The organism is Micromonospora sp. NPDC126480 (genome assembly GCF_040302465.1).
GTDB lineage: Bacteria > Actinomycetota > Actinomycetes > Mycobacteriales > Micromonosporaceae > Micromonospora.
The window spans coordinates 248,294-266,883 of record NZ_JBEORU010000001.1 but is presented as its reverse complement, the minus strand read 5'-3'; the positions used below and the strand labels follow the sequence as shown (position 1 = coordinate 266,883).

The 18,590-nt window shown below is 65.1% G+C and carries 17 protein-coding genes; 2 read left to right on the top strand and 15 right to left on the bottom strand.

Features of this window, described 5'->3' with window-relative positions; all coding sequences use genetic code 11:
- Positions 1–262: 262 nt before the first annotated feature.
- From ABTW87_RS01280 to ABTW87_RS01270, 3 genes are read right to left on the bottom strand one after another with little or no spacing between them, the layout of a single operon-like run.
- Positions 263–547 carry a hypothetical protein gene (locus ABTW87_RS01280; protein ID WP_350647358.1) on the bottom strand — a complete coding sequence of 95 codons (285 nt, stop codon included), beginning with the start codon at positions 545–547 and terminating at the stop codon, positions 263–265.
- On the bottom strand, positions 544–1,647 hold the full coding sequence (locus tag ABTW87_RS01275) for a hypothetical protein (RefSeq protein ID WP_350647356.1): 1,104 nt from the start codon (positions 1,645–1,647) through the stop codon (positions 544–546). Before ABTW87_RS01275 ends, ABTW87_RS01280 begins: the two co-directional genes overlap by 4 nt.
- Positions 1,644–1,976, bottom strand: coding sequence for a hypothetical protein (locus ABTW87_RS01270; protein WP_350647355.1), 333 nt, complete (start codon positions 1,974–1,976; stop codon positions 1,644–1,646). The genes ABTW87_RS01275 and ABTW87_RS01270 overlap by 4 nt, the downstream gene beginning before the upstream one ends.
- A 549-nt stretch (positions 1,977–2,525) precedes the next feature.
- Here ABTW87_RS01270 and ABTW87_RS01265 point away from each other — a divergent pair.
- Positions 2,526–2,663, top strand: a complete 138-nt coding sequence (locus ABTW87_RS01265; RefSeq protein WP_350647353.1) for a hypothetical protein — start codon at positions 2,526–2,528, stop codon at positions 2,661–2,663.
- Positions 2,664–2,746: 83 nt separating this feature from the next.
- On the opposite strand, the gene ABTW87_RS01260 is transcribed toward ABTW87_RS01265, so the two are convergent.
- From ABTW87_RS01260 to ABTW87_RS01245, 4 genes are all read right to left on the bottom strand, one after another.
- A complete protein-coding gene (locus ABTW87_RS01260) occupies positions 2,747–3,652 on the bottom strand; it encodes a thermonuclease family protein (protein WP_350647351.1) in 906 nt (301 codons plus the stop codon).
- A 265-nt stretch (positions 3,653–3,917) separates the two neighbouring features.
- Positions 3,918–4,385: a hypothetical protein gene (locus tag ABTW87_RS01255; RefSeq protein WP_350647349.1), complete on the bottom strand. Its 468-nt coding sequence runs from the start codon at positions 4,383–4,385 to the stop codon at positions 3,918–3,920.
- Positions 4,361–4,639 carry an ATP-dependent DNA ligase gene (locus ABTW87_RS01250; RefSeq protein ID WP_350647348.1) on the bottom strand — a complete coding sequence of 93 codons (279 nt, stop codon included), beginning with the start codon at positions 4,637–4,639 and terminating at the stop codon, positions 4,361–4,363. The genes ABTW87_RS01255 and ABTW87_RS01250 overlap by 25 nt, the downstream gene beginning before the upstream one ends.
- Positions 4,621–4,893 (bottom strand): ATP-dependent DNA ligase, encoded by a 273-nt coding sequence (locus tag ABTW87_RS01245; protein ID WP_350647346.1) that lies wholly within the window; start codon positions 4,891–4,893, stop codon positions 4,621–4,623. The genes ABTW87_RS01250 and ABTW87_RS01245 overlap by 19 nt, the downstream gene beginning before the upstream one ends.
- Positions 4,894–5,236: 343 nt before the next feature.
- Here ABTW87_RS01245 and ABTW87_RS01240 point away from each other — a divergent pair, with 343 nt between their 5' ends.
- Positions 5,237–5,854: an HNH endonuclease family protein gene (locus tag ABTW87_RS01240; RefSeq protein WP_350647344.1), complete on the top strand. Its 618-nt coding sequence runs from the start codon at positions 5,237–5,239 to the stop codon at positions 5,852–5,854.
- A gap of 327 nt (positions 5,855–6,181) precedes the next feature.
- Here ABTW87_RS01240 and ABTW87_RS01235 read toward each other — a convergent pair whose 3' ends face one another.
- The 8 genes from ABTW87_RS01235 to ABTW87_RS01200 all read right to left on the bottom strand — a co-directional run bounded on the left by ABTW87_RS01235 (position 6,182) and on the right by ABTW87_RS01200 (position 18,526).
- Positions 6,182–7,135: a hypothetical protein gene (locus ABTW87_RS01235; protein ID WP_350647342.1), complete on the bottom strand. Its 954-nt coding sequence runs from the start codon at positions 7,133–7,135 to the stop codon at positions 6,182–6,184.
- A 645-nt stretch (positions 7,136–7,780) separates the two neighbouring features.
- Complete coding sequence (locus ABTW87_RS01230; protein WP_350647596.1) at positions 7,781–8,962, bottom strand: TniQ family protein; 1,182 nt, start codon at positions 8,960–8,962, stop codon at positions 7,781–7,783.
- A 205-nt stretch (positions 8,963–9,167) separates the two neighbouring features.
- Positions 9,168–10,091, bottom strand: coding sequence for a TniB family NTP-binding protein (locus ABTW87_RS01225; RefSeq protein ID WP_350647341.1), 924 nt, complete (start codon positions 10,089–10,091; stop codon positions 9,168–9,170).
- Positions 10,092–10,267: 176 nt separating this feature from the next.
- Positions 10,268–12,361, bottom strand: coding sequence for a hypothetical protein (locus tag ABTW87_RS01220; RefSeq protein WP_350647339.1), 2,094 nt, complete (start codon positions 12,359–12,361; stop codon positions 10,268–10,270).
- On the bottom strand, positions 12,358–13,131 hold the full coding sequence (locus ABTW87_RS01215) for a TnsA-like heteromeric transposase endonuclease subunit (RefSeq protein WP_350647337.1): 774 nt from the start codon (positions 13,129–13,131) through the stop codon (positions 12,358–12,360). The genes ABTW87_RS01220 and ABTW87_RS01215 overlap by 4 nt, the downstream gene beginning before the upstream one ends.
- Entirely contained in the window at positions 13,128–14,909 is a 1,782-nt protein-coding gene (locus ABTW87_RS01210) for a TniQ family protein (RefSeq protein ID WP_350647595.1), read from the bottom strand. The genes ABTW87_RS01215 and ABTW87_RS01210 overlap by 4 nt, the downstream gene beginning before the upstream one ends.
- A 924-nt stretch (positions 14,910–15,833) precedes the next feature.
- On the bottom strand, positions 15,834–16,394 hold the full coding sequence (locus ABTW87_RS01205) for a hypothetical protein (protein ID WP_350647335.1): 561 nt from the start codon (positions 16,392–16,394) through the stop codon (positions 15,834–15,836).
- Between the two features lie 101 nt (positions 16,395–16,495).
- Complete coding sequence (locus ABTW87_RS01200; RefSeq protein ID WP_350647334.1) at positions 16,496–18,526, bottom strand: hypothetical protein; 2,031 nt, start codon at positions 18,524–18,526, stop codon at positions 16,496–16,498.
- Between the last annotated feature and the right edge of the window lie 64 nt (positions 18,527–18,590).

Below are 18,590 nucleotides of genomic sequence, written 5' to 3'. Positions count from 1 at the left end.
GGTGGACGTTCCAGGCCCCGGTGGACGAGCCGCCGGTAATGCTGGCGCCATCGCGGCGTGATCGGCTCACCGGCGGCGCCTAGGATGGACATCAGGTTCGTCGGGGTTCGCGAGCTCCTCCCCGACGACTAGGAGATCCTTGACGTCCTGGTGCGAACGCCAGCCGCCGAGGCTACGCGCCTGATGCGCTCGCAAATGTGGCCAGCTGCCGGTCCGGCCTCGCGCGGCCACGTGGTCGGGCCTGGACCACGTCGGCGTTGTCTCAGCTGAAGGTTGGAAGGTCGCTGTAGGCCGAGGCTTCGAGTTCGCTGCGCTCGTCTAGGGTCAATTCGCTGTAGTGCGTCCAGAACCTGTCGAAGGCGTCGCTAAGGGCGGTTGCGTAGACGCTGCTGAGTGCGGCTGTCCGTAGTGTGATCTCGCCGTTGAGGACGGCGTGTGCCAGTTCACGGAGTTCGCGTTGCGGACTGTCGGCGAGCTGGTTGAGGCAGTCGCCCAGTGCGCGTAGTCGGCGGGGATCGTTGCCGGCAATGTCGGCGAGGTCGCTCATCGTGCGGCTCCGGTCGATGCCAGGGGGTGGTTGTATCCGCTGTTGCCAGGCATCGCGGGCAGTTTGACGGATTCGAGGTCGCCAATTCGGTGCGCGAGCGCGGAGCGGAACGCGAGGACGGCGGCGGTGGCGTGTTGGTAGAGCTGGGTGGCCTGAGCCCACAGCTTGAGCATGTAGGCGATCTCGCCGGCGGCGACGCCATAGCCGACGACAGCGCCGATGCCGGTCGCGGAGGTGGCGGTGCCTGCTGCGGCGGCGATGCCGGCGATGATGGCGGCGTCGACGAGTCCTTTGATGACGCCGCCGAGGGCTTCATTGATGGACCAGACGGAGTCGGCCATCACCTTGTACTCGTGGCCGATGTCGTTGAGCGGTCCGCGCAGCCCGGCCGCCCCGTTGGCGAGCTGCGTGAAGTAGCTGTAGGCGGCTTCTCCCGCCTGGCCCTGCCACATCTGGCGCAGGCTGCCCGCTCCGCTCTGGGTATTGAGGGCCAGGTCGTGCAACGCGAAGCCGGTGTTGGCGAGGACGGGTTGCATGGTGGCGAGGGTTTCCCAGTTGCCGAACATGCGCTCCTGGAGCCAGGAGATGGGGTCGAAGCCGAAGACGATGTCGAAGCCCTTCATGGCCCACGAGGTGGGGCTGAGGTAGTCCATCCAGGCCAGGGCGTTCGGCGGGGCGTCCGGTTCCGGCGGCGGGGTGAGATGACCGGTGGCATCTCGCGTGTCGGTGAAGGACGGCGGCGGACAGGCGATCGCAGCCAGCTCCTGTTCCACTGCCGTCGACGGCTGGCACGGGGCGGCGCCCAGCAGGGTGCGATCCAGGCTTGCCGCGGCCGCGAGGTCCGTTTGCCGGTAGTAGGCGGCGGCGGCGGCGAGTTCCGGCCCGGACGCGTCGAGCAGGGTCGTGAGCCGTCGCAAGGTGTCGGAGATGACGGTGACGGCGTGCCGGTGCCCTTCAGCCGCGATGGCGATTAGCTCTCCGCCGGTAGCTTCCTTGGCATACGTGCCGACGTAGCCCGCGATCGCAGAGGCATCGTCGCTGGCACGGTCCAGTTGCCGCGCGTAGTTGACCAAGGCGGCCGGCTCGACGAAGAAGCTCACTTCTCCAGCACCGTCGCCACGACGACGAGCCCGGCCAGCCCTATCACCACGAGCGCACTTGACGCCATGAGCAGCCGGACGGCCAACTTCCCGCGCTGCCGTACCGGGTAGTAGGCGACTCCGACCAGTCCGGCGAGAACGAGGACAACCATCGGAATCTGACGGAGCCCGTCCGCCGCGCCGACAACCATCGCGAAGACCCCGACGAAGCCAAAGAAGATCGCCACGTTAGCGATGGCCTTGCGGAGGTTGGCGTAGGCGGTGTCCTGGAAATCGGAGACCGCGCCCCGGATGTCGCGTGCTGCCTGTGCCCGCTCCTCAGGGGACATAGCCCTACGAGGCTTTCGCCCGCTCTTGTTGCTCCCCGTAGCCATGCCAGCGACCATAGCAACCGAGTGGTGCCGCAAACTGTCCCGAATCCAACTCACGGCGAGGGACGCGGCACGCCAACGAGCCAGCCAGAACCAGCGGCCACAGCAGCCAAACCGGCGACCGCGTCCATGATGCCGGTTCCGGTGGCCCCGAGGTCGCCGAGGACCGGGCGGCAGGGTTAGCGCATATACGTCTTCGATCCGTCCGGCTGCGGCATTGCCTGCGCTCCGCTGGGTGCTTAGCCGCGGAGCGGCAGCAAGGGACAGCTTGGTCGGAAGACGGCTAGATCTCGTCGCCGGCGGCCGATCGAGATCGGTCACCTTACTGGCCATCCCGAAGCTGGACCGGATCCGGGGCCTCGCCGCCCTCCGACGGGCCGAGGTCGCGTCGCATGTGCGTGACGGACTCCCCAAGGCGGAACTCAGCCCCCATGATCTGCGTTGCCGAGCGGCAGATGTGCCGTGATACGATCCCCGGCTTGCTTGAGCCGGGAGGAGGGGGATCGGATGGCTAAGGAACGGGAAGGTCGTACCGAAATCCGCGCCAAGCTGCAGGCTGCTGGCTATCGGCTGGTCCAGCTCGATCCCAAGATCGGCCGCTACTCGAACCGCCGCCTTGACGCTCTCGCGTACGACCGGCGATAGCGCCGGCTTCGGCCGGGTTGACGAGGAGCAGGTCCAAGCGGCACTAGGCCGTCGGAGGTTGAGCGCGAACGGGCAGGCCGAACCTATCTGGCGGCGACCAGGCGGGGTGCGGGTGTGAGGTTGAGGCGGCTGACAGCATTGCGGACGTCTTGGGGCCAGATCCACAGCCGGTACTCCGGGTCGACGCCGAAGTAGTCCTCGGGGCCGTGCAGGGTGCGGGTGCGCATGTCGGCGCAGTACCGCTCGCGCCAGGATCGTTCGTCAACCGCAAGTGGCTGGTTGGCGACCTTCTGGCGGGTGATCTGGAACAGCTTCTCCATGGCCCGATACTCGTAGGCCAGCAAGGTTTCAACCTTGGCCCAGATTCCCAGCCCACTAGTCCGGGCTTCGGCTGCGGCGTGGATCAGCAGGGCAAGGTCCTCGGCGCCGGGGATGGACGGGTAGATCACGAACGGTGCGGCCCAGCCCGCCCTGACGAGGTCGAGATTGAAGGTCGGTCGCTGCTGCTTGGGGATCTCCCGCCGTTCTCTCTCGCTGTAGTCGGGGGCGACATAGGCCAGCAATCGGTGGTTGCTGTCGAACGGGCTGTCGGCTATCCGGATGAAGATCCCCCGCGGCTTGCCGCCCGGCCTGGCCAAGCGGGTGGTGACGTTCTGCTTGCCGAAGGCAGAGGCGGCTTGGCCCTGCTGAAAGTGCAGGCTTGCCGCTCGACCGGTCTCCAGCTTGGGTAGCAGGAATTCGGCCAGCCCGGAGCCGATCGGCGCCTTGCCCTGGTGGATCCATTCCGCCAGCTGCACGAGCTCCTGGTCGATTTCGCTCGCCCGCTGCGCAGTCCGGGCGGTCACCTCTGGGGTGTCCACCGAGAGCATCCGCACCGGCATCCGTAGGTTCGGTGTGTCTCCGTCGGTCACGTCGACCAGGGCGCGGGATCCCAGCGACGGCATACTGGCGCCCGCCGGCGCCCAGAAGATCTGCACGGGTTCGGTCACTCTTGCCTCCCAAGACCCAGTCGCGGGGAGCCGATGTCCGACAGCAAGTCCACCACGCCCATCGGGCGGCACCATGCGGGTGGCAACAATCCGACGGCGAGTAGCTGGTGCAGCCAGACGTCACGTCGGGCAGCCATGAGGCTGCCTGACGGCGTCCTGCGCAGCTGCGGGTCCGGGCCTCATCGCTCGCCGAAGTACCCCTCCTCCTCGCCGAGCAGCAGTGGCACGTCGTGGGCCGACATGTCCGGCCGGGTCCTCGCGTACCTCACCCGGTGCCGCCACCGCTGGTGCTCGAACGCCACGTCAGCGTCGATCTCCACCACGACGGTGGATCCACCTGCGTGTACGGCAACGGTTCTGGTCGGTCCAGCTGACCGGACCAGGACGCCGGCAGCGGCTGCGGCCAGGGATGGACCAGGGCGCCGCGGCGGGGCAACACCTGAACGGGGGAGAGCATCGCCGCGAGTTCCGCCCGCAGTTGCGGGTTCAGCGGATGGGTGCGACCGCTGTACCGCAGGGTGCCTCGGCGGTCGAACCGGCCCAGCAGCGCAGTGTCAGGGCCGTGGATGCTGCCCGTCACTCCGCCGACGATCGCCTCCGTGGTGATGTGGGTCCGGTACTTCCACCAGCCTCGCCGTCCGGGCTCGTACCGGCCGCTCAACCGCTTGCTGACCACCCCCTCAACACCCGTTGCGACGGTCCAGTGCGTCAGCCAGTCCGACACCTGCCGCATGTCCGCGGTCTGCGGGTGAGGGTGAGTGGAGCCGGCGCGTCGGCGAGCAGACGCTCGAGCCGGTCCCGCCGCTGCGAAAGCGGCAGGTCCAGGATCACAAGTCCGCCGACGTCAGCGAGAAGGTCGAACAGCACGAAGTGGGCGGGGCACTCGCGGGCCAGGCGCAGCAGGCCGCGGCCGGCGGTGATGCGTTGCTGCAGCCGCGCGAACTTCGTCCGGCCGCGCTCCAACACGATCAACTCGCCATCGAGCACGACGCCAGGCGGGATGGTTCCCGGATCACGCGAGTGATGTCCGGAAAATAGGTGGTCAGATTTCGGCCGGCCCGGGACTGCAGGTACACCCCGTCGGTCTCCCGGAAGGCGACCGCCCGCCACCCGTCCCACTTCGGCTCATGCACCAGCTGCGGGCCCTCGGGCACCTCGTCAACCGGCGCGGCGAGCATCGGCGCGACCGGCCGGCGCAGCACCGACTCCGCCGCCTCGGCCCGACGCCGGGCCGGGCTCACCGCCCAGGCGAGATGTGAACGCTCGTCATGTCCGCCCCCTCAGATCATCGTGCGGGACCGCCTGTCGCGGACGAGCAAAGATCCACGACAACGAATGCCGACAGGCTGCAGTTACTGGAATCTCGGCGTCGCCTTAGCCGTCGGCCAAGGCGTCGACCTGCCAATGCAGGGCGGGCTGCCGGCAGGAACGCCTTCGCGAAAGCGTCGTCGCCTCTTTACCACCACAGCCTTCGATGGACATGATCCTCGGAGATCGTCGCGTTCCACGATCCTTTGCGAGGAGGCCCGCTTGCGATTCAACCGGAAGTTCGTTCGCTCCTCACTGCGGCGGCATGTTGCCGCGATGGCTGTCGCCGCTTTCGCCGGAGCGTGCCTGGTGGCGGTGGAGGCTCAACCGGTCCTGGCCGCGCCCCCGGGCATTCCGTCCGAGGCGACCGCGCAGTCACAGCTCAACGCGCTGACGGTCCGGGCGCAGGGCTCGACGAGCGGCTACTCCCGCGACCTGTTCCCGCACTGGATCACCATCAGCGGGACGTGCAACACCCGCGAGCAGGCCCTCAAGCGCGACGGCACCTCCGTCGTGGTCGACAGCTCCTGCGCGGCCACCTCCGGCCGCTGGTACAGCCCGTACGACGGCGCAACCTGGTACGCCGCCTCCGACGTGGACAGCGACCACGTCGTACCCCTCGCGGAGGCGTGGCGATCCGGCGCAAGCAGCTGGACCACCAGCCGCCGACAGAGCTTCGCCAACGACCTCACCCGCCCCCAGCTGATCGCCGTCACCGACAACGTCAACCAGGCCAAGGGCGACCAGGACCCCTCCACCTGGCAGCCACCCCGGACGGCGTACCGGTGCGCCTACAGCAAAATCTGGATCACCGTGAAGTACAACTGGGGCCTCACCCTCCAGTCATCCGAGAAGTCCGCCCTGCACAGCATTCTCAACACCTGCAGCTCCTGACCACCGGGGCAGCGGCCCGCTCGGCGTCACTTCGACGGGGGCCGCAGGAGTGCGCGTCTGCGGCCCCCTACCACCACAGACCCTGAAGACCTCGCAAACTCATCAACGTCCGGTAGCCCCAGGAGCGGGGACCTCAGTCACTGGCTTCTGTTTGCCTTCTGATGCTGAGGCCACCAAACCCGGCGTCCGACGACGTAGAGGTGCTCCACCGCGGAGTTTCCCTTGAGGTCGGCGGACATCCGCAGCACCATCACCACCCAACGGACCGAGGATCTGGCTGCCGAAGCAGCCAAGCGCTTCCGTAATTGCCATCAACGCCCACATCCCTCAAGCGAGAGGAAAGACGGCACTGACCACAGCGGCTCCGACGTTGACTGCGGTCTGCGCTTGATCGCGGCTTGGTGGTCGCCCTTTATGAATCGCCAGGTTACGAACCTGCGTCAGCCCGGCCGAGAGCACATCTCGCGTAACCCCCTGAGGCAACATACCGGCATTCGCGATCGTGGTAACGTAGCTTCCGAGCGTGCGGCGTTCGCCGATGATGGCTCCTCGAATGCGAGGATCAAGCGCGTCCAGAGCGCTGTCGAACAGGTGGGCTAGCGCAAGTTCTGCGGCGGTCGCGGCATCGAGCACTGCCCTTCGAGGATCTCCGGCATCTAAGGCTTCACGAGCATCAGCAAGAAAGGTGTGAGCGGGGGCCGGCAGCTCGCTAGCCGAGACGGCTTTCAAAGCGACGGTCCAGAGGTCACACGATAAGGCCTCGCGTTCACGGCGGACCGCTCGGATCCACTGACGGAATGACACGCGTTCCACGGCCTCAGTGCCGGCTTTGTGAAAAACCGTGAGTCCGTGCCCACGGTTATGAATCGGTGGAGTGTGTCGCAAGGGCTGGTTCACTAGCACCCGAACCCACGCCCGAAGCCGCTTGAACCACTCAGTTAGTGTGTCAGGCAATTCCTCGGCGACCGGCTGCACCTCATTCGTCGAACAACTCACGATGATCACTACCGCGCGCAAGTGTGCGCCGTCGTTCGTGAACGGCTCGCCGGGCAGCAGGGTGCCCCAGATGTCTTGCCTTGCCTGCAAATCCGCTATCTGCTCCTCGGCGCCCAGTACGGCTGGTGCAGCAAGGTCGTCTGAATCAGGTGCCTGGGTGGGCAGATGCAGTACGGCACTCCTGCCACCGACTTGGACCTGATATGTATCGCCAAGTATCTCATCGGAAATGAGGAGGGCCTGGGGTAACGCATAGATGCAAATCAGCCGGTCATCTGCGGTCACAGGTACATTGTCGCCTACGGTTCCACATAGTTCGTCGACGGGGGCGCGTCCAAAGCGGATCGTCCGGGTGACGACGGACCGGAGTAACGCCGACCGTCGCGGCTTGAGGCTAGCCGGTACTCGGGCAGGAGCGCAGTAGCCCGCTGCACGCTGCACCCTCCGAACGAAGAGCCTTCGGGCGCCCTTGCGCGGTCGGCGGCTACGGCACCGTGGGATACCAGGATGTGGTGGTACGGGTGTCGGAGAAGGTGAAGCCGTCCCTGGCGAAGAAGGTCGAGGCGACGCTGGCCGGCCTCTGACCGGCACACGGCCGCTTCCGCTACCCAGCGTGGTACGGCGGGCCGACGAGCAGCTCAACACCCTCTCGGCGACGGTCACCACCACCCGGGACCGAGTTACGGCGACCCGATCCAGCCTTGAGATCGCCGAATCGAGGCACCTCGGCCACCTGTTGGCCGCAGTCGGCAGCATCGACGGCGTGTTCGACGCCTTCCGGACACCGCCTAGTGGGAACGTCGGGATGGGCATACAGGCCTCGCGAATGAGAGCTGCGCGGTTGTCTCCCGGCCTGGTGCTACTTGGACCCAATCTGGGATGAGCCGTGTCCGGCGGCGACATGCCGCGACTCACGGTGGCTGTGTTGAGCTACTGGCTCCTCCAATCACTAGCCCGCCTGTACATGGATCCGACCGATTTCCGATACGCGGCGCGCTCGTTAGGCGGCAACCGATGCAGGAGAGCTAGGTCGCGGAGCACCTGATTCATCGGAGTTTTGAAGGCGGACTCCGCCAACTGCGCGATTCCGTCGCTGACATCATCCTGGTTCGGCAAGGACAAAACTTCACCTGCTATCGCCACGACCGCGGCCGTGAGCGCGGTGTTGGGTGGGGGTCCCTCCAGGAGGGAGGCAGCTTGCACGGTGCCCGCAGAAGACGGTTTCGGCATGGCTGCTAACGCTTTAACGCACAACTCGGGTAACTTCGCTCCGCATTTTTCAGGAGCACTGAGAAGAGCCCTCCACGCCATCTGAGCAACTAGCAAGAATGTTTGGTTCCATTGTCGGGCCGGCACCTCCATGCCCCCAACTGCAATCGAATGTCCGCGGGCGGCGCGGAGATAAGTCTGGAGTGGCTTGTACACAGCATCCGGCATCGGCACGGTAGCCAACCGATCCACTCTCTGTTGGCACCGACACCGCTGTCCAGAGTTGTGCCGTTGCGAGCTGAGAATGTTGCCACACAGGAACGGCTCGGCGGGCTGGCGGCATGACAGACGGGGACGCCCACCGTCGCTCCAGCCCAAACCCTGTTGGCAACTTGGACATAAATCCAAGAGCAGGACGTTATGTGTGAGGCAGGCGCATACAGCACCTAGCCGCCAAGAGAGCTTCCAAGCGCCTCCGGTTTCCTCTACGCATTGGGGGCAGGCACGTGTTCCATTCGGTAGCCACCAGTCCGAGCGTCGAAACGACTCGTAGTGCCCCCGACGCACGGGTGCGGCGGATTCAATGAACCTCAAACCGCCGCCGCCTGGCAACGGCAACAAACGATGCAAGGCAGGCGGCCCATCGGGGACAATTCCCCCCAGGTCGAGCACTTTGCCGTGATATGAGCTCAGATGCATTTCATCGAGTTCCCGATGCGAGAGGCCAGAAGCGGCCGAGGCTCTCGCTCGAGCGGCGGGAGTCAGAATGACTCCGAAAAGCCTGGGCCAGAAGCCTGGGCCCTTCAACCTATCGAGGCCCAGCAGCTTAGCCACGATGCCTGGCGGCAGTTCCAGGTGAGCGGCAGTCCGCGTAAGCCAGGATGCGAACGACTCCCCTTCCATGGGGACTGGAGCACTCGCGGTTCGACGAGGAGCGTCAACAAAGGCCACGACCCAAAGGTAAACGCGGGTCTTCGGTGATCCCACAGCTTTGGCTCAGGTTGAAGCATGCGTGGCGCATGGGCCTGTCGAGACATTTGTGTCAGACCAACTGGCCTTGTTGCTTCCGTCGTGAACCGATGATACAGGAACGATGCTGCTGAGTGCGCTAACGCTTTCGCCTTGGGCTGGATCCGCCTCCGGTCCGGCGCTTAAGAAGCTCTGCGTATCGCTTAGTGGCATCCTCGTTGATGACCACGTCATTCATCAATTCCGGCGTAACGGCCTCCACTCCGGTATCGCATGCATAAATCGCCGACTCACGGATCAGTTCCGCAAGTCCAGCAATACTTCCACCGGTCCGTTCATGCATATACCGCCAGTGCTTCAGCGCGAGCGATCGAGGCTCATGGCGGTAGAGCAGGAGCGCATCCTCCATCGCCTTGACTACCGACGCCCACTCTCGCCGCTCTTCGGCGGTTGATATCTGGAACGGTTGGAGTTGGTACAGAGAATTCCGTCCGGACGTCTGGGTCGCTCGGTGCCGTGCGCGGCCCTCAAGGAAGAGGCCTGACTCACTCAAGTCGTGGCCGGTGTAGATGAAGGTGGCGGTCGCATGGTTCGTTAGGTACTTGAGATGGTCATTCACGACCTGCCCTTCCTTAGATGAGAGCTTCAGGAAGTGGACGTCATCGATAATCACGAGTTCCGTGCCACAGAGTCGCATTGCCTTTAGGACCATGTTCGTGATGTGGGTCTTCGTAGCGCCAGGCCGGACGGGATGGTTGAGCCATTCGGCGATCGCGATGGAGAGGTCCTTGGGGGTTGCCTCCGCCGGCACGCTGATGTAGACCACAGGCACGTAGTCGACCAGATACCCTTCGTTGACGTGCTCGGGTGTGAAGCGCTCGGGGTGTGCGCTTCTTAAGCCCCCCTCAAAGTTGGCGGCAAAGATCTTTACCAGAGTCGACTTTCCTACGGTCGGCGGTCCGTCGATTACGAGCCCTCTGCGGGCGCCGGCCGGCTGACAGGCATTTGTTCGCAGTCTTCGATTAATGGCCTCGTGCAGGCGCTGCATCGGCTTGGTGTTCACGATGACAAGTGCGCTGTGGTACAGGTCTCGTGCTTCATTAAGGGCTCGCCGGCGCGCTGGCGAAAGAGAGCGGTAGCCGCTGTAAGACGGGAGGTCCGGCCGGGCGGGCGGAGCAGAGTCGATGTAGTGGCGCCACTCTTCCTTCGTTCGTGGCTCGGCGTGGGCCACAGGGTGCATCAGTTCACCCGCCCAATGTCACGCGGGCTCCAGGTGTTCAGTTCTTCGAGGTCATCGAGCTGCAGGACGTCCTCGGCGTTTGGACTGGGGGATACAGCGGCGTCGCTTTGCGTCCTCTCGTTCACAGTCGCGGCCGCCCGCTCACGATCACGAGCCTGGGCGCGGGCGCGCTCGGCGTCGCGGACTTGGCGTCGTCGGTCTGTCCGGGTCCACGACTCCGGTGCATCGGTTCGGTTCTGCAGGTCGCGCAGCGCCGCCGCCACCTCCTCTTGATCTTGTGGTCTCCGGCCCTGGGAGGCCAGGAGCCGCTTTGCCTCGCGCAGGCTGAGGTCCGTGAACGGTAGGTGGTCGTCTGTCGCGTGGGTCCAGCGCAGGAGATGCCAGGTGCCGTCGGCCGGGTCATGGAAGTAGGCGTGCAGCCGATTGCGTGGATCGTGGCGGATCGGCCACCTGCCCGCGTACCTGCCGGGGTAGGGCGATTCCGTACGGCGATAGCGAAGGAGTATGTCCCCGTCGTAGGTCAGGTGATCGATTTCGACGCCATAGTGCTGGATCGTGCGCCACTCGATCGGAAGCAGGTGGTAGTAGGTGTTCGGGTCGCGGGGGCAGGCGACGTAGCCGGTGCTGGCGACGGCTCGGGCATAGGCCTCGTTTGGTGAGAGCCGTAGCTCTGGATGCCCGGGTACGACGAGACCCCTGTGGTGCCGTCGCTGGTAGACCGCCACGACGTACTCGGCGAAGAACTCCTCGAGCTCTGCGATGCTCCAGCGTGCCGTGTCCTCGACGTTGCGACCTCGATGGGCAACGTCGTAGCCCTTGTAGCCGGCAACGTGTTCGCTGAACTGCTGCCGGATCGTTCTAAAGCAGCTCTCGACCTCGGGCTTGTCGGTCGCCTTGAGCTTGCGCGCGTCCTGCACGCTGATGCCGAGCCGCTCACATGCGCGGATCGTAACGTCCGACTGGTAGTTCCTGCCGAGGTCTATGAGGATGGTCTCCGGGAAGATGACTGGCCGGGCCGCGGCAGCCCTCAGTCGCTCGTCGATTTCAAGCAAACGCTGATACGGCACCCTCAGCATCGAGAAGCGGAGCGAGTCGGGCCATCCGGGCCGCAGCGGTTCGGGCATCATCGCGTCGGCGAGGAGCAACCCGATATCCACGCCCTTCGTGCCGATGGGCGTGATCCGCCAGGCCAGAATCGATCGGGTTGCGACATCGAGGGCTATGGTGAGTTCCACGGACACCGTGATGTCAGCCCCTGGGTCGTACGCAATCACGTCGAGACGCGTGGTGTCCATCATGACCACCTCGCCAGCACGCTGCGCGGTTACGTGGCCGAAGGTGCGGTCGGGCTGGTTCGCCTGCGTGCGACGAGTGGCAGTTGGGCCGGACGGTGGACGGCTGAGTAGGGCCTTGACGGCTCGGTAGAAGGTGCTCTCAGGCGGCATGGCAACCACTCCCGCGCCATGGATGGCGTCAAGCCGGTTCTGAACTCGCCGCCGGAAGCGCTTGCCGATAGTCGCCGCAGAGTCCTCGATCTCGGCAGCGGCCTGCTGGCGCACCGCTTCAACTACCCGCGCGTCCAGGTTTGCAATTGGGTTGCGGGGTCTGACCTTGCGCTTATCGACCAGCCCCCAAAGCCCGTAGCGACGCCAAGCGGTCAACAGCTGCCACACACGCCGGGAGGTCATGCCTAGCTCCTCCGCCTTGCTTGTCACGCGTTCACTCTGACTGCGATCCGGCGCGTACGGCGGCCGGGGCTCGTCGGGCCGCCTCGTTTCCTCATCACCAGAGCGGTAGCCGGTTGTGACTTCCTGCAGGTGCGCTTCAAGGACCAAAGCACGTGCGCGTTCGTTGTCAGGAAGCCCATCCAGGACGGCGTGCGCCTCGAGTCCTGCTGCATCCTCAAGTTGAGGCGGCTGGGCAACGTCCGCGCGGAAGGTTGGATGAGACATGAGTGTTGCCGTGATGATGATCTGGAAGCGCCCGCTTTCACCGCGTAGCCGAACCCCACAGTCGATGAATCCGTCAATACAGTGGCGTTCGTCTTCGAATTCGATCCACGTTCCTAGGACCAGACGAAGCGGCAAACTCACTCCGCCACCTCCTGGCAGTCTTCAGACGTGTGGACCAAGGTGGTTTGACGTAACGGCTCATCGAGGTCGAAGACCAGGCTCTGGCGCCAGCACAGATGAAACATGACCGGTCGGGCCACGTCCGGGACCGGCATTTGACCCAGTAGGGACCGTATAGAGATGGGCTTGCTTGCTCTCGCGAGGAGAGCGGGGATCAATTCAGCCGAAGCCTGTAGAGGTCGGCGAAATGCGGATAGCCAGTAAATGTTCTCCCATCGCTGGGGTTCCATATCGCCCACAAGTTGGTATTCCCAACCCAGACCCTGACACAGCGCTGTCGTGCGGCGCGCTTGCAACAGAACGTCTGAGTCATCTAGCCGGTGCGGGTTCTTCACGTCGATCAACTGCACCGAGCCGTCGACCTTCCGGGAAAATATGTCCGGGGTATGGGACCAGACATCGCCTGGGTCGCGGCCTTCGATCCGAAACGGTTGCCCAGTGAATGCGGCCACTTCCGAGTCGAAGTCCAGCAAGGTCATCCACTTCGACTCCAAATAGCTTTCGTACCCGATGAGGGTACGAGTCGTTGCCGACCAGTATCGACCTGGAGTGTGTCTAGAGTTTTCGTAGCGGGGAATTCGACGGATGGGCTGACACGTTTCGAACGGCACATTGGCTGCTTCCGCGATCGAGATGGTTCGCTCAACACCGCCCTGGTCCCGGTAGGTGATTGTTGGCGCCGGGCTGCGTCGATTGACTCGCCGCAGGAGGCGAGAGTTCTGCGGATTCACTGGCTACGCTCGCCCTCGAGGAGTTGCCCACCCCAGGCAAGGAGAGCAGCGCTTGTGTCAGGTGTTAGCCGCCCGAGGAACCGTCGGTAGCCCTCCCTCAGAGAGGCGCCCGCAGCCGGCCAGCTCGAGTAGGAGGGCGCTTCTCGGACGTCACCGGCTGTCAACCGCTGCCAGACCCAGGCGGCAGCATGACGTCGGCGCTCATCCGTCACACACCCGCTGCTCAGCTGAAGAACGTGAGCGGGGACCGTCATGATGCCAGCCAGCGCTGTTCGGCGGGCGGCATAGTCGGTCAACCCACGGTCTGCCATGGCCTGCGCTAGCGCGAGGACTGCGGTCCAGAAGGCTGGGGGATCGAGGACCCGGCGTACCGCCCGGTCGGCAACAACTACCGCAGTCCGGCGGTTAGTGCCGATCCTGCTCGCAGCGTCTGCCCAGCTGTTTGCCCCGATGAGCCGAGCAAGGGCCAGTGCGGTCAGCTGTTGCCCCTTGATGGCTGCTCCTTGTTTGACCTGAGGGGCGATGAATGAGAGGTAGTCCCCTAGAGGGACCACGTGTGGGATGTGTCGGAACTCCAGGTCCCGCGGCCGCTGAGCGGTAGCCAGGACGGCCCTGCCCGCTACGCGCGACGCGGTCGGAGTGACTTGCGCAAGGAGACCAGCCAACAGCCGCGGCGGGGCCAGGGCGCGAAGCGGGTTGTGGCGGTCAGCCCGACGACGGTTTGCTGCTGCCTGCGCGAGGGGGCGCAGGGACGCTAGGGCACCCTGATTGTCTGGTGCTCTCAGCACCCGATCCGCCATTGCCAGCAACGCCGCCGCCCTGCCTGCTGTGGCGGGCATTTGGCTCAGGACCGCCGGCGATCCAGCCCTCACCTTCTCGCGGGCCTCCCGCTCGGCGAGGAACTCCTCCAAGATGTAGGGATCGTCGGTGCAGGCGTCGGCCACTTCCTCATCGGTGGCGGCGAACCGGACGAACGCGGCCAGGTAGCGAAGGGTATGTAACCAGGTAGCCGGCGTAACTGGGGCGCCGCCGATCGAGCATTCTTGTCCAAACGCGGCGTTCAGGACCCTGAGCTGGGCTGCGACGAGCGAATGTGGCACAGGAGTTGCCGGCAGGTCCGCCAACTGCTGAGAACAACGGCCGGCGCTGGTGTGATTGCCGCACACAAGAGGATCGGGCGGAGCAACCATCGACAAGCCGCGCGGCCGTCCCTGGTATCCCCGACGCAGCCTGATGCCACAGGCGGCGCAGGTGTCGACGAGCAGCAGGCGATGAGCGGGGCAAACCGCGGCAGAACCTAGGCGCCACCACAACTTCCATGCGCCGCCGCTCTCGGACAAGCACGGTGGACACGCTCGGCTCGCATGAAACAACGCCCACTCTCGGTTAGCCACCGGCTGCACGCTGCGTTCGTCGTCGATATTCAGGCCAGCGAGGTCCAAGGCGGTGCCGGAGAACCGTGCTAGGTGCATCGCCCTGAGAGTCTCTACGGACAGTCCCGTGGCCAACGCCGCCTCCGTCTGGGCTGGACCCGTCAAGAGGATGCCGAAGAAGCGAGGATAGACATCGCCGCGGCCAGTGCGGAGCGGTATGCCGAGCGAGATGGCGGCGATACCGGCAGGGACGCCCTGGTCGCAGGCGCAGCGCTCAAGCCATGATCCGAATGCCTCACCGTCCTGAGGAAGCACCACTGCAGCCAACCTTCGACGGCGGAGTACCGCAGTGCGGCTGCCGTCCCCGCTACGCAACGCGGGCGCCAACCTGCGACCGTGCCTCATTTGGACAGCCCTCACCACTGCCTCCGATAGAGCCAAACGTACGTGCCAATGCGACGATACGAGCAAGCTCTAGCGTCTCGCTCAAATTTGGCAAAGGTGGTTGAGCCGGACAAAGTACCCAGCCAGGTCGGTCGCATAAAGACGCATAATCACCGGCTCCGAAATATGCGATTATATGCGTTGACCGGCCTAGTGGATCTCCTTCACGGTCCAGTCTCGGAGCGCATACGCCGCAACCGCGCCCGCTGCGCGTCGGTTTCCGTTTGACGCACTTGACGCAAGCGGGCTACCAGATCCGTAGCGATCTGAACGCTTGGGGGACGCGTGTTGTCCCTGCGCCGACGAGCGCGCTGCAGCATCTCCCGGGCCCAGGCATTGGCCGCGGCCCACCCTTCGGGGTCTCGCTGCCTGGCCTCAACCCGCCTGCGCTCAAGATCCGCGTAGGCCTCCTCTCGTTGAACGCGCTGCCGATGCCGATCACCAAAGGGGTCCTCGCCCGTCAGCTCGGCTCTCAGTTGCACTAGCTCCTCAAGATCCCGGAGCGTCCGCCCAATCAAGGCGTCCACGAGACCAAGCGCGACAGCCTGGTCCGGAGGTTCGTACATACGTTCTGCTGATTCGGGCATGGTCGAACTCTAAGCTGCGAAGTTGTGCCGCTGCAGCCGCATCGACCGACCGAAATGGACGAGCTCCGCCAAACGGTCCGCGCCAGAACGCCATGACGTGTCCTGGCCGACCACGAAGCGGTGGGCGGTCCGGTAGCCGAGCGGGTACGGCCGGAACATGATCGGCCGTCGCGCGCCGGTCGTCGAGGCTAAGCTTCCTCCCTGACAATCCGTTGCGCAGCTGCGCCGAGAGCCACGCTCCCGGACCTAGCGGGCCGACCTACAAGCCGAAGCAAGGACCCAGCCACCGCACTGACAACTAGCGTGAGACCTGTGCACGTAGATCCTCCGCGTACCCAACCAGATTCGAAGTGATCTTGTCTAACACGTGCGGTGCATACGCGGCGACGTCGCGAAGCGTGGCGTTGTCGCCGAGCGGCCCGCTGGCGGCTTTGCCGCGATGGTAGTGGTTGAGGAACCCAAGGACATCTCCGCGGCACTCATACACCTGAAACGGGTCGACTGCGGCGTAATCGTGCATGTTGGTGAGGTGCACAAACATGTTTCCGAAGTCGTACACCGCTCGGACCCACCCGTTGACACGGGTAGCAACCTCGACCATCGCTCTATCGGGAATTCGCGTTTGGCCATCCTTGAACCCCTCGCCTGCGATGCAGGAGGCAAGGATGCGCTCCCGTGCGTTTGGAGTCTGGCGGAGGTAGATGACTCGGATCATGGAGTCCAACTCCATGCGTAGGACACTGCCAGCGATCGCCAACCAGCCGTTTCCTAGGGCGACCTGCATTGCTTGGTGATGTTCGCGCGAACGCGCCTCGACCATCCTGCAGAAGGTGTCAGCGTTCTCCGAGATCGTTGCCACTGCGGAATACTAAGTCTCGTGGTGCCTCTGTTGGCGATGACGACCACCGACAAGGTGTTGAGCGGCCACAGGAGGAAGTGTTCGCCAGGTGGCGATATCGATCAGCGCGAGAGTGTCTGTGTACTGCCGACACGCAGATCAGAGGGAGTTGGCCGGCCGATCGGCAGTACGCCGATGATGATCAGGCGTGGGGTCTCGGTGGGCGTCCGTGCGAAGGGCCGGATCCACACACTGTCCTCGACGTCGCGGTAGCCGCTGTTGTGGCTGCTGTGGTCACCGACAAGCAGAATGCTGAACGGCGCGGCCGTGACTGTGTAGTTGGCCGCCTGGGCGATGTACTTGTCCTCCAGGCTGGTCGGCGTCCAAGCGGTGAGGTGACGTTTCACCTCGACGACGAATCGCATCCCAGGTTCCGGGGTGTAGGTGATGTCGGTGCGGCCGGATGCCACATCCACCAGCTCGCGCTGCACCGTGCCGATCGGCAGTCTGCTCTTCAGGTACTGCAGACAGTCGTCCTGCAATGCCTTTTCCTTCCAGGGTTTTCCTGGTGGGGCGGGACCGAGGTAGGCCGTCACCTGGCCCAGCACGTCAGCTTGGGCGTCGAAGCGGTCGTACAGGAATTGCAGGATGTGCGTCAGGAGGACGGTGAAGTGCATGCTTGCCGGTGGGGTCCATGCGGAGCTCCGGCTAAGCTCGGCGTGAAGTCGCTGGAGTTGTCGATCGAGCGTGATGCTGCCGGTGAGTGCATACCCGCGCTCCCAGTCGAGCACCTGCTTGCGTAGGCGCTGCTGAAGGTCTGGGTCCTCAACGGCGGCGAGCAGCTCCAACACCGGCTGCTCGGCCGCCGGTTTTCCCGGCGGCTCCGCGGGTGATCCGGTGCCGAGGGCGGCTCGGCGAACGCTGATGGCGTCGGCCAGGCGGCGGGCGTCGGGATGCGCCGCCAGGTCGGGATCGACTTCGAGCGCCTGATCCAGGTGGTGGAGCAGGCCCAGCTCGTGGATGAACGCGGCTTCCACCGGAGGCGATACGAGGGTTTCGAGGCCACCCATCTCAGGGGGGTGGCTGTAGACGGCCCGACTGGCTTCGTAGACCTGTAGGACGCCGGTGAGCACGGTGCTGGCGTGGTACCAGCTAGGCTCGTGCAGGTGCGTCGCGGCGCTCGTCAGAGTCGTCACGAGCCGAGCCCAAGCTGCCTCGATGTTTCCGCGCGCTTCTAGCCAGCGCGGTTGGTGCATTCGGCAAGACCACGCGGCCCGCTGCGTGACCACGGCGCTGAGGGAGTGGGCGTTGGTGGCGATGCGGTCGCGGATGGCCGGCGCGGGGCCTGAGTCGAGGCCGGCGAACAGGAGCACGGCGTCGAGGGCGAGGCCATAGGCTCGCGCGTCGAGACGAGCTTCTTGTGCGGCGTCGACGCGGTGCATGAGCATCGCGGCGTCACGCAGCAGTCGTGTCACCTCCGCCCGGTCCGCAGAGCGCAGGCCGGCACGCAGGGCGACCACGGCAAGCTCGTACCGAGCGTCGTTGCGGGCGGCCGGCGGAAGGCCAGGGTGCTGCTCAAGTGTCTGCAACACCGTGATGAGTTGACCCTCGCCGTAGTGGTCGTGCGCCACCCCGATGAGCAGGGGCAGGCGTTCCAACGCCTCGATGGGTTCGGTGCCGTCGATCTCGGTGAGCACCAGCAGAACCCGGTGAGGGTTGGCGTGCCCGCTGATGGACAGCTGCAGCAACCCGGCGATCGCGGGGTGGGCGTACGCCGGGTCGCGGTTGCCCTGCAGAGCGTCGGCTGCATGGCGTGCCAGGGCGGCAGCGGTGTTCTTGCTGTACCGGCTCATCAGGTCGGGATGCTGGTACAAGGTGTCGAGAGCCTCGGCGAGAACCCAGGCCGCAAAGGGGTCGCGGATCCCTGCCTCGATGGCAGCGGTCAGCGCCTTGAGCGCGGCCTCAGATAGCTGCGTCGGGGCCTGCGCCACAGCCCGGAGCAGGTAAGGCAAGTGAGGTCCGCGTGCCAGGGACGGCGCCTCGTCAAGCAGGACACCCAGACCGCCGAGGTCGGTGATCGTTGGGCCTCGGTCTAGCTGCTCGGGGGCGGCTGCTTTAGCCCACTCTGCGAGGGCGTTCTCGACGATACTCATCGCACGCTCCCCCGGGTTGACGGCGCTGGTCGGGTTCGGGCGCCCGGCTTAGCAAATCATGTTC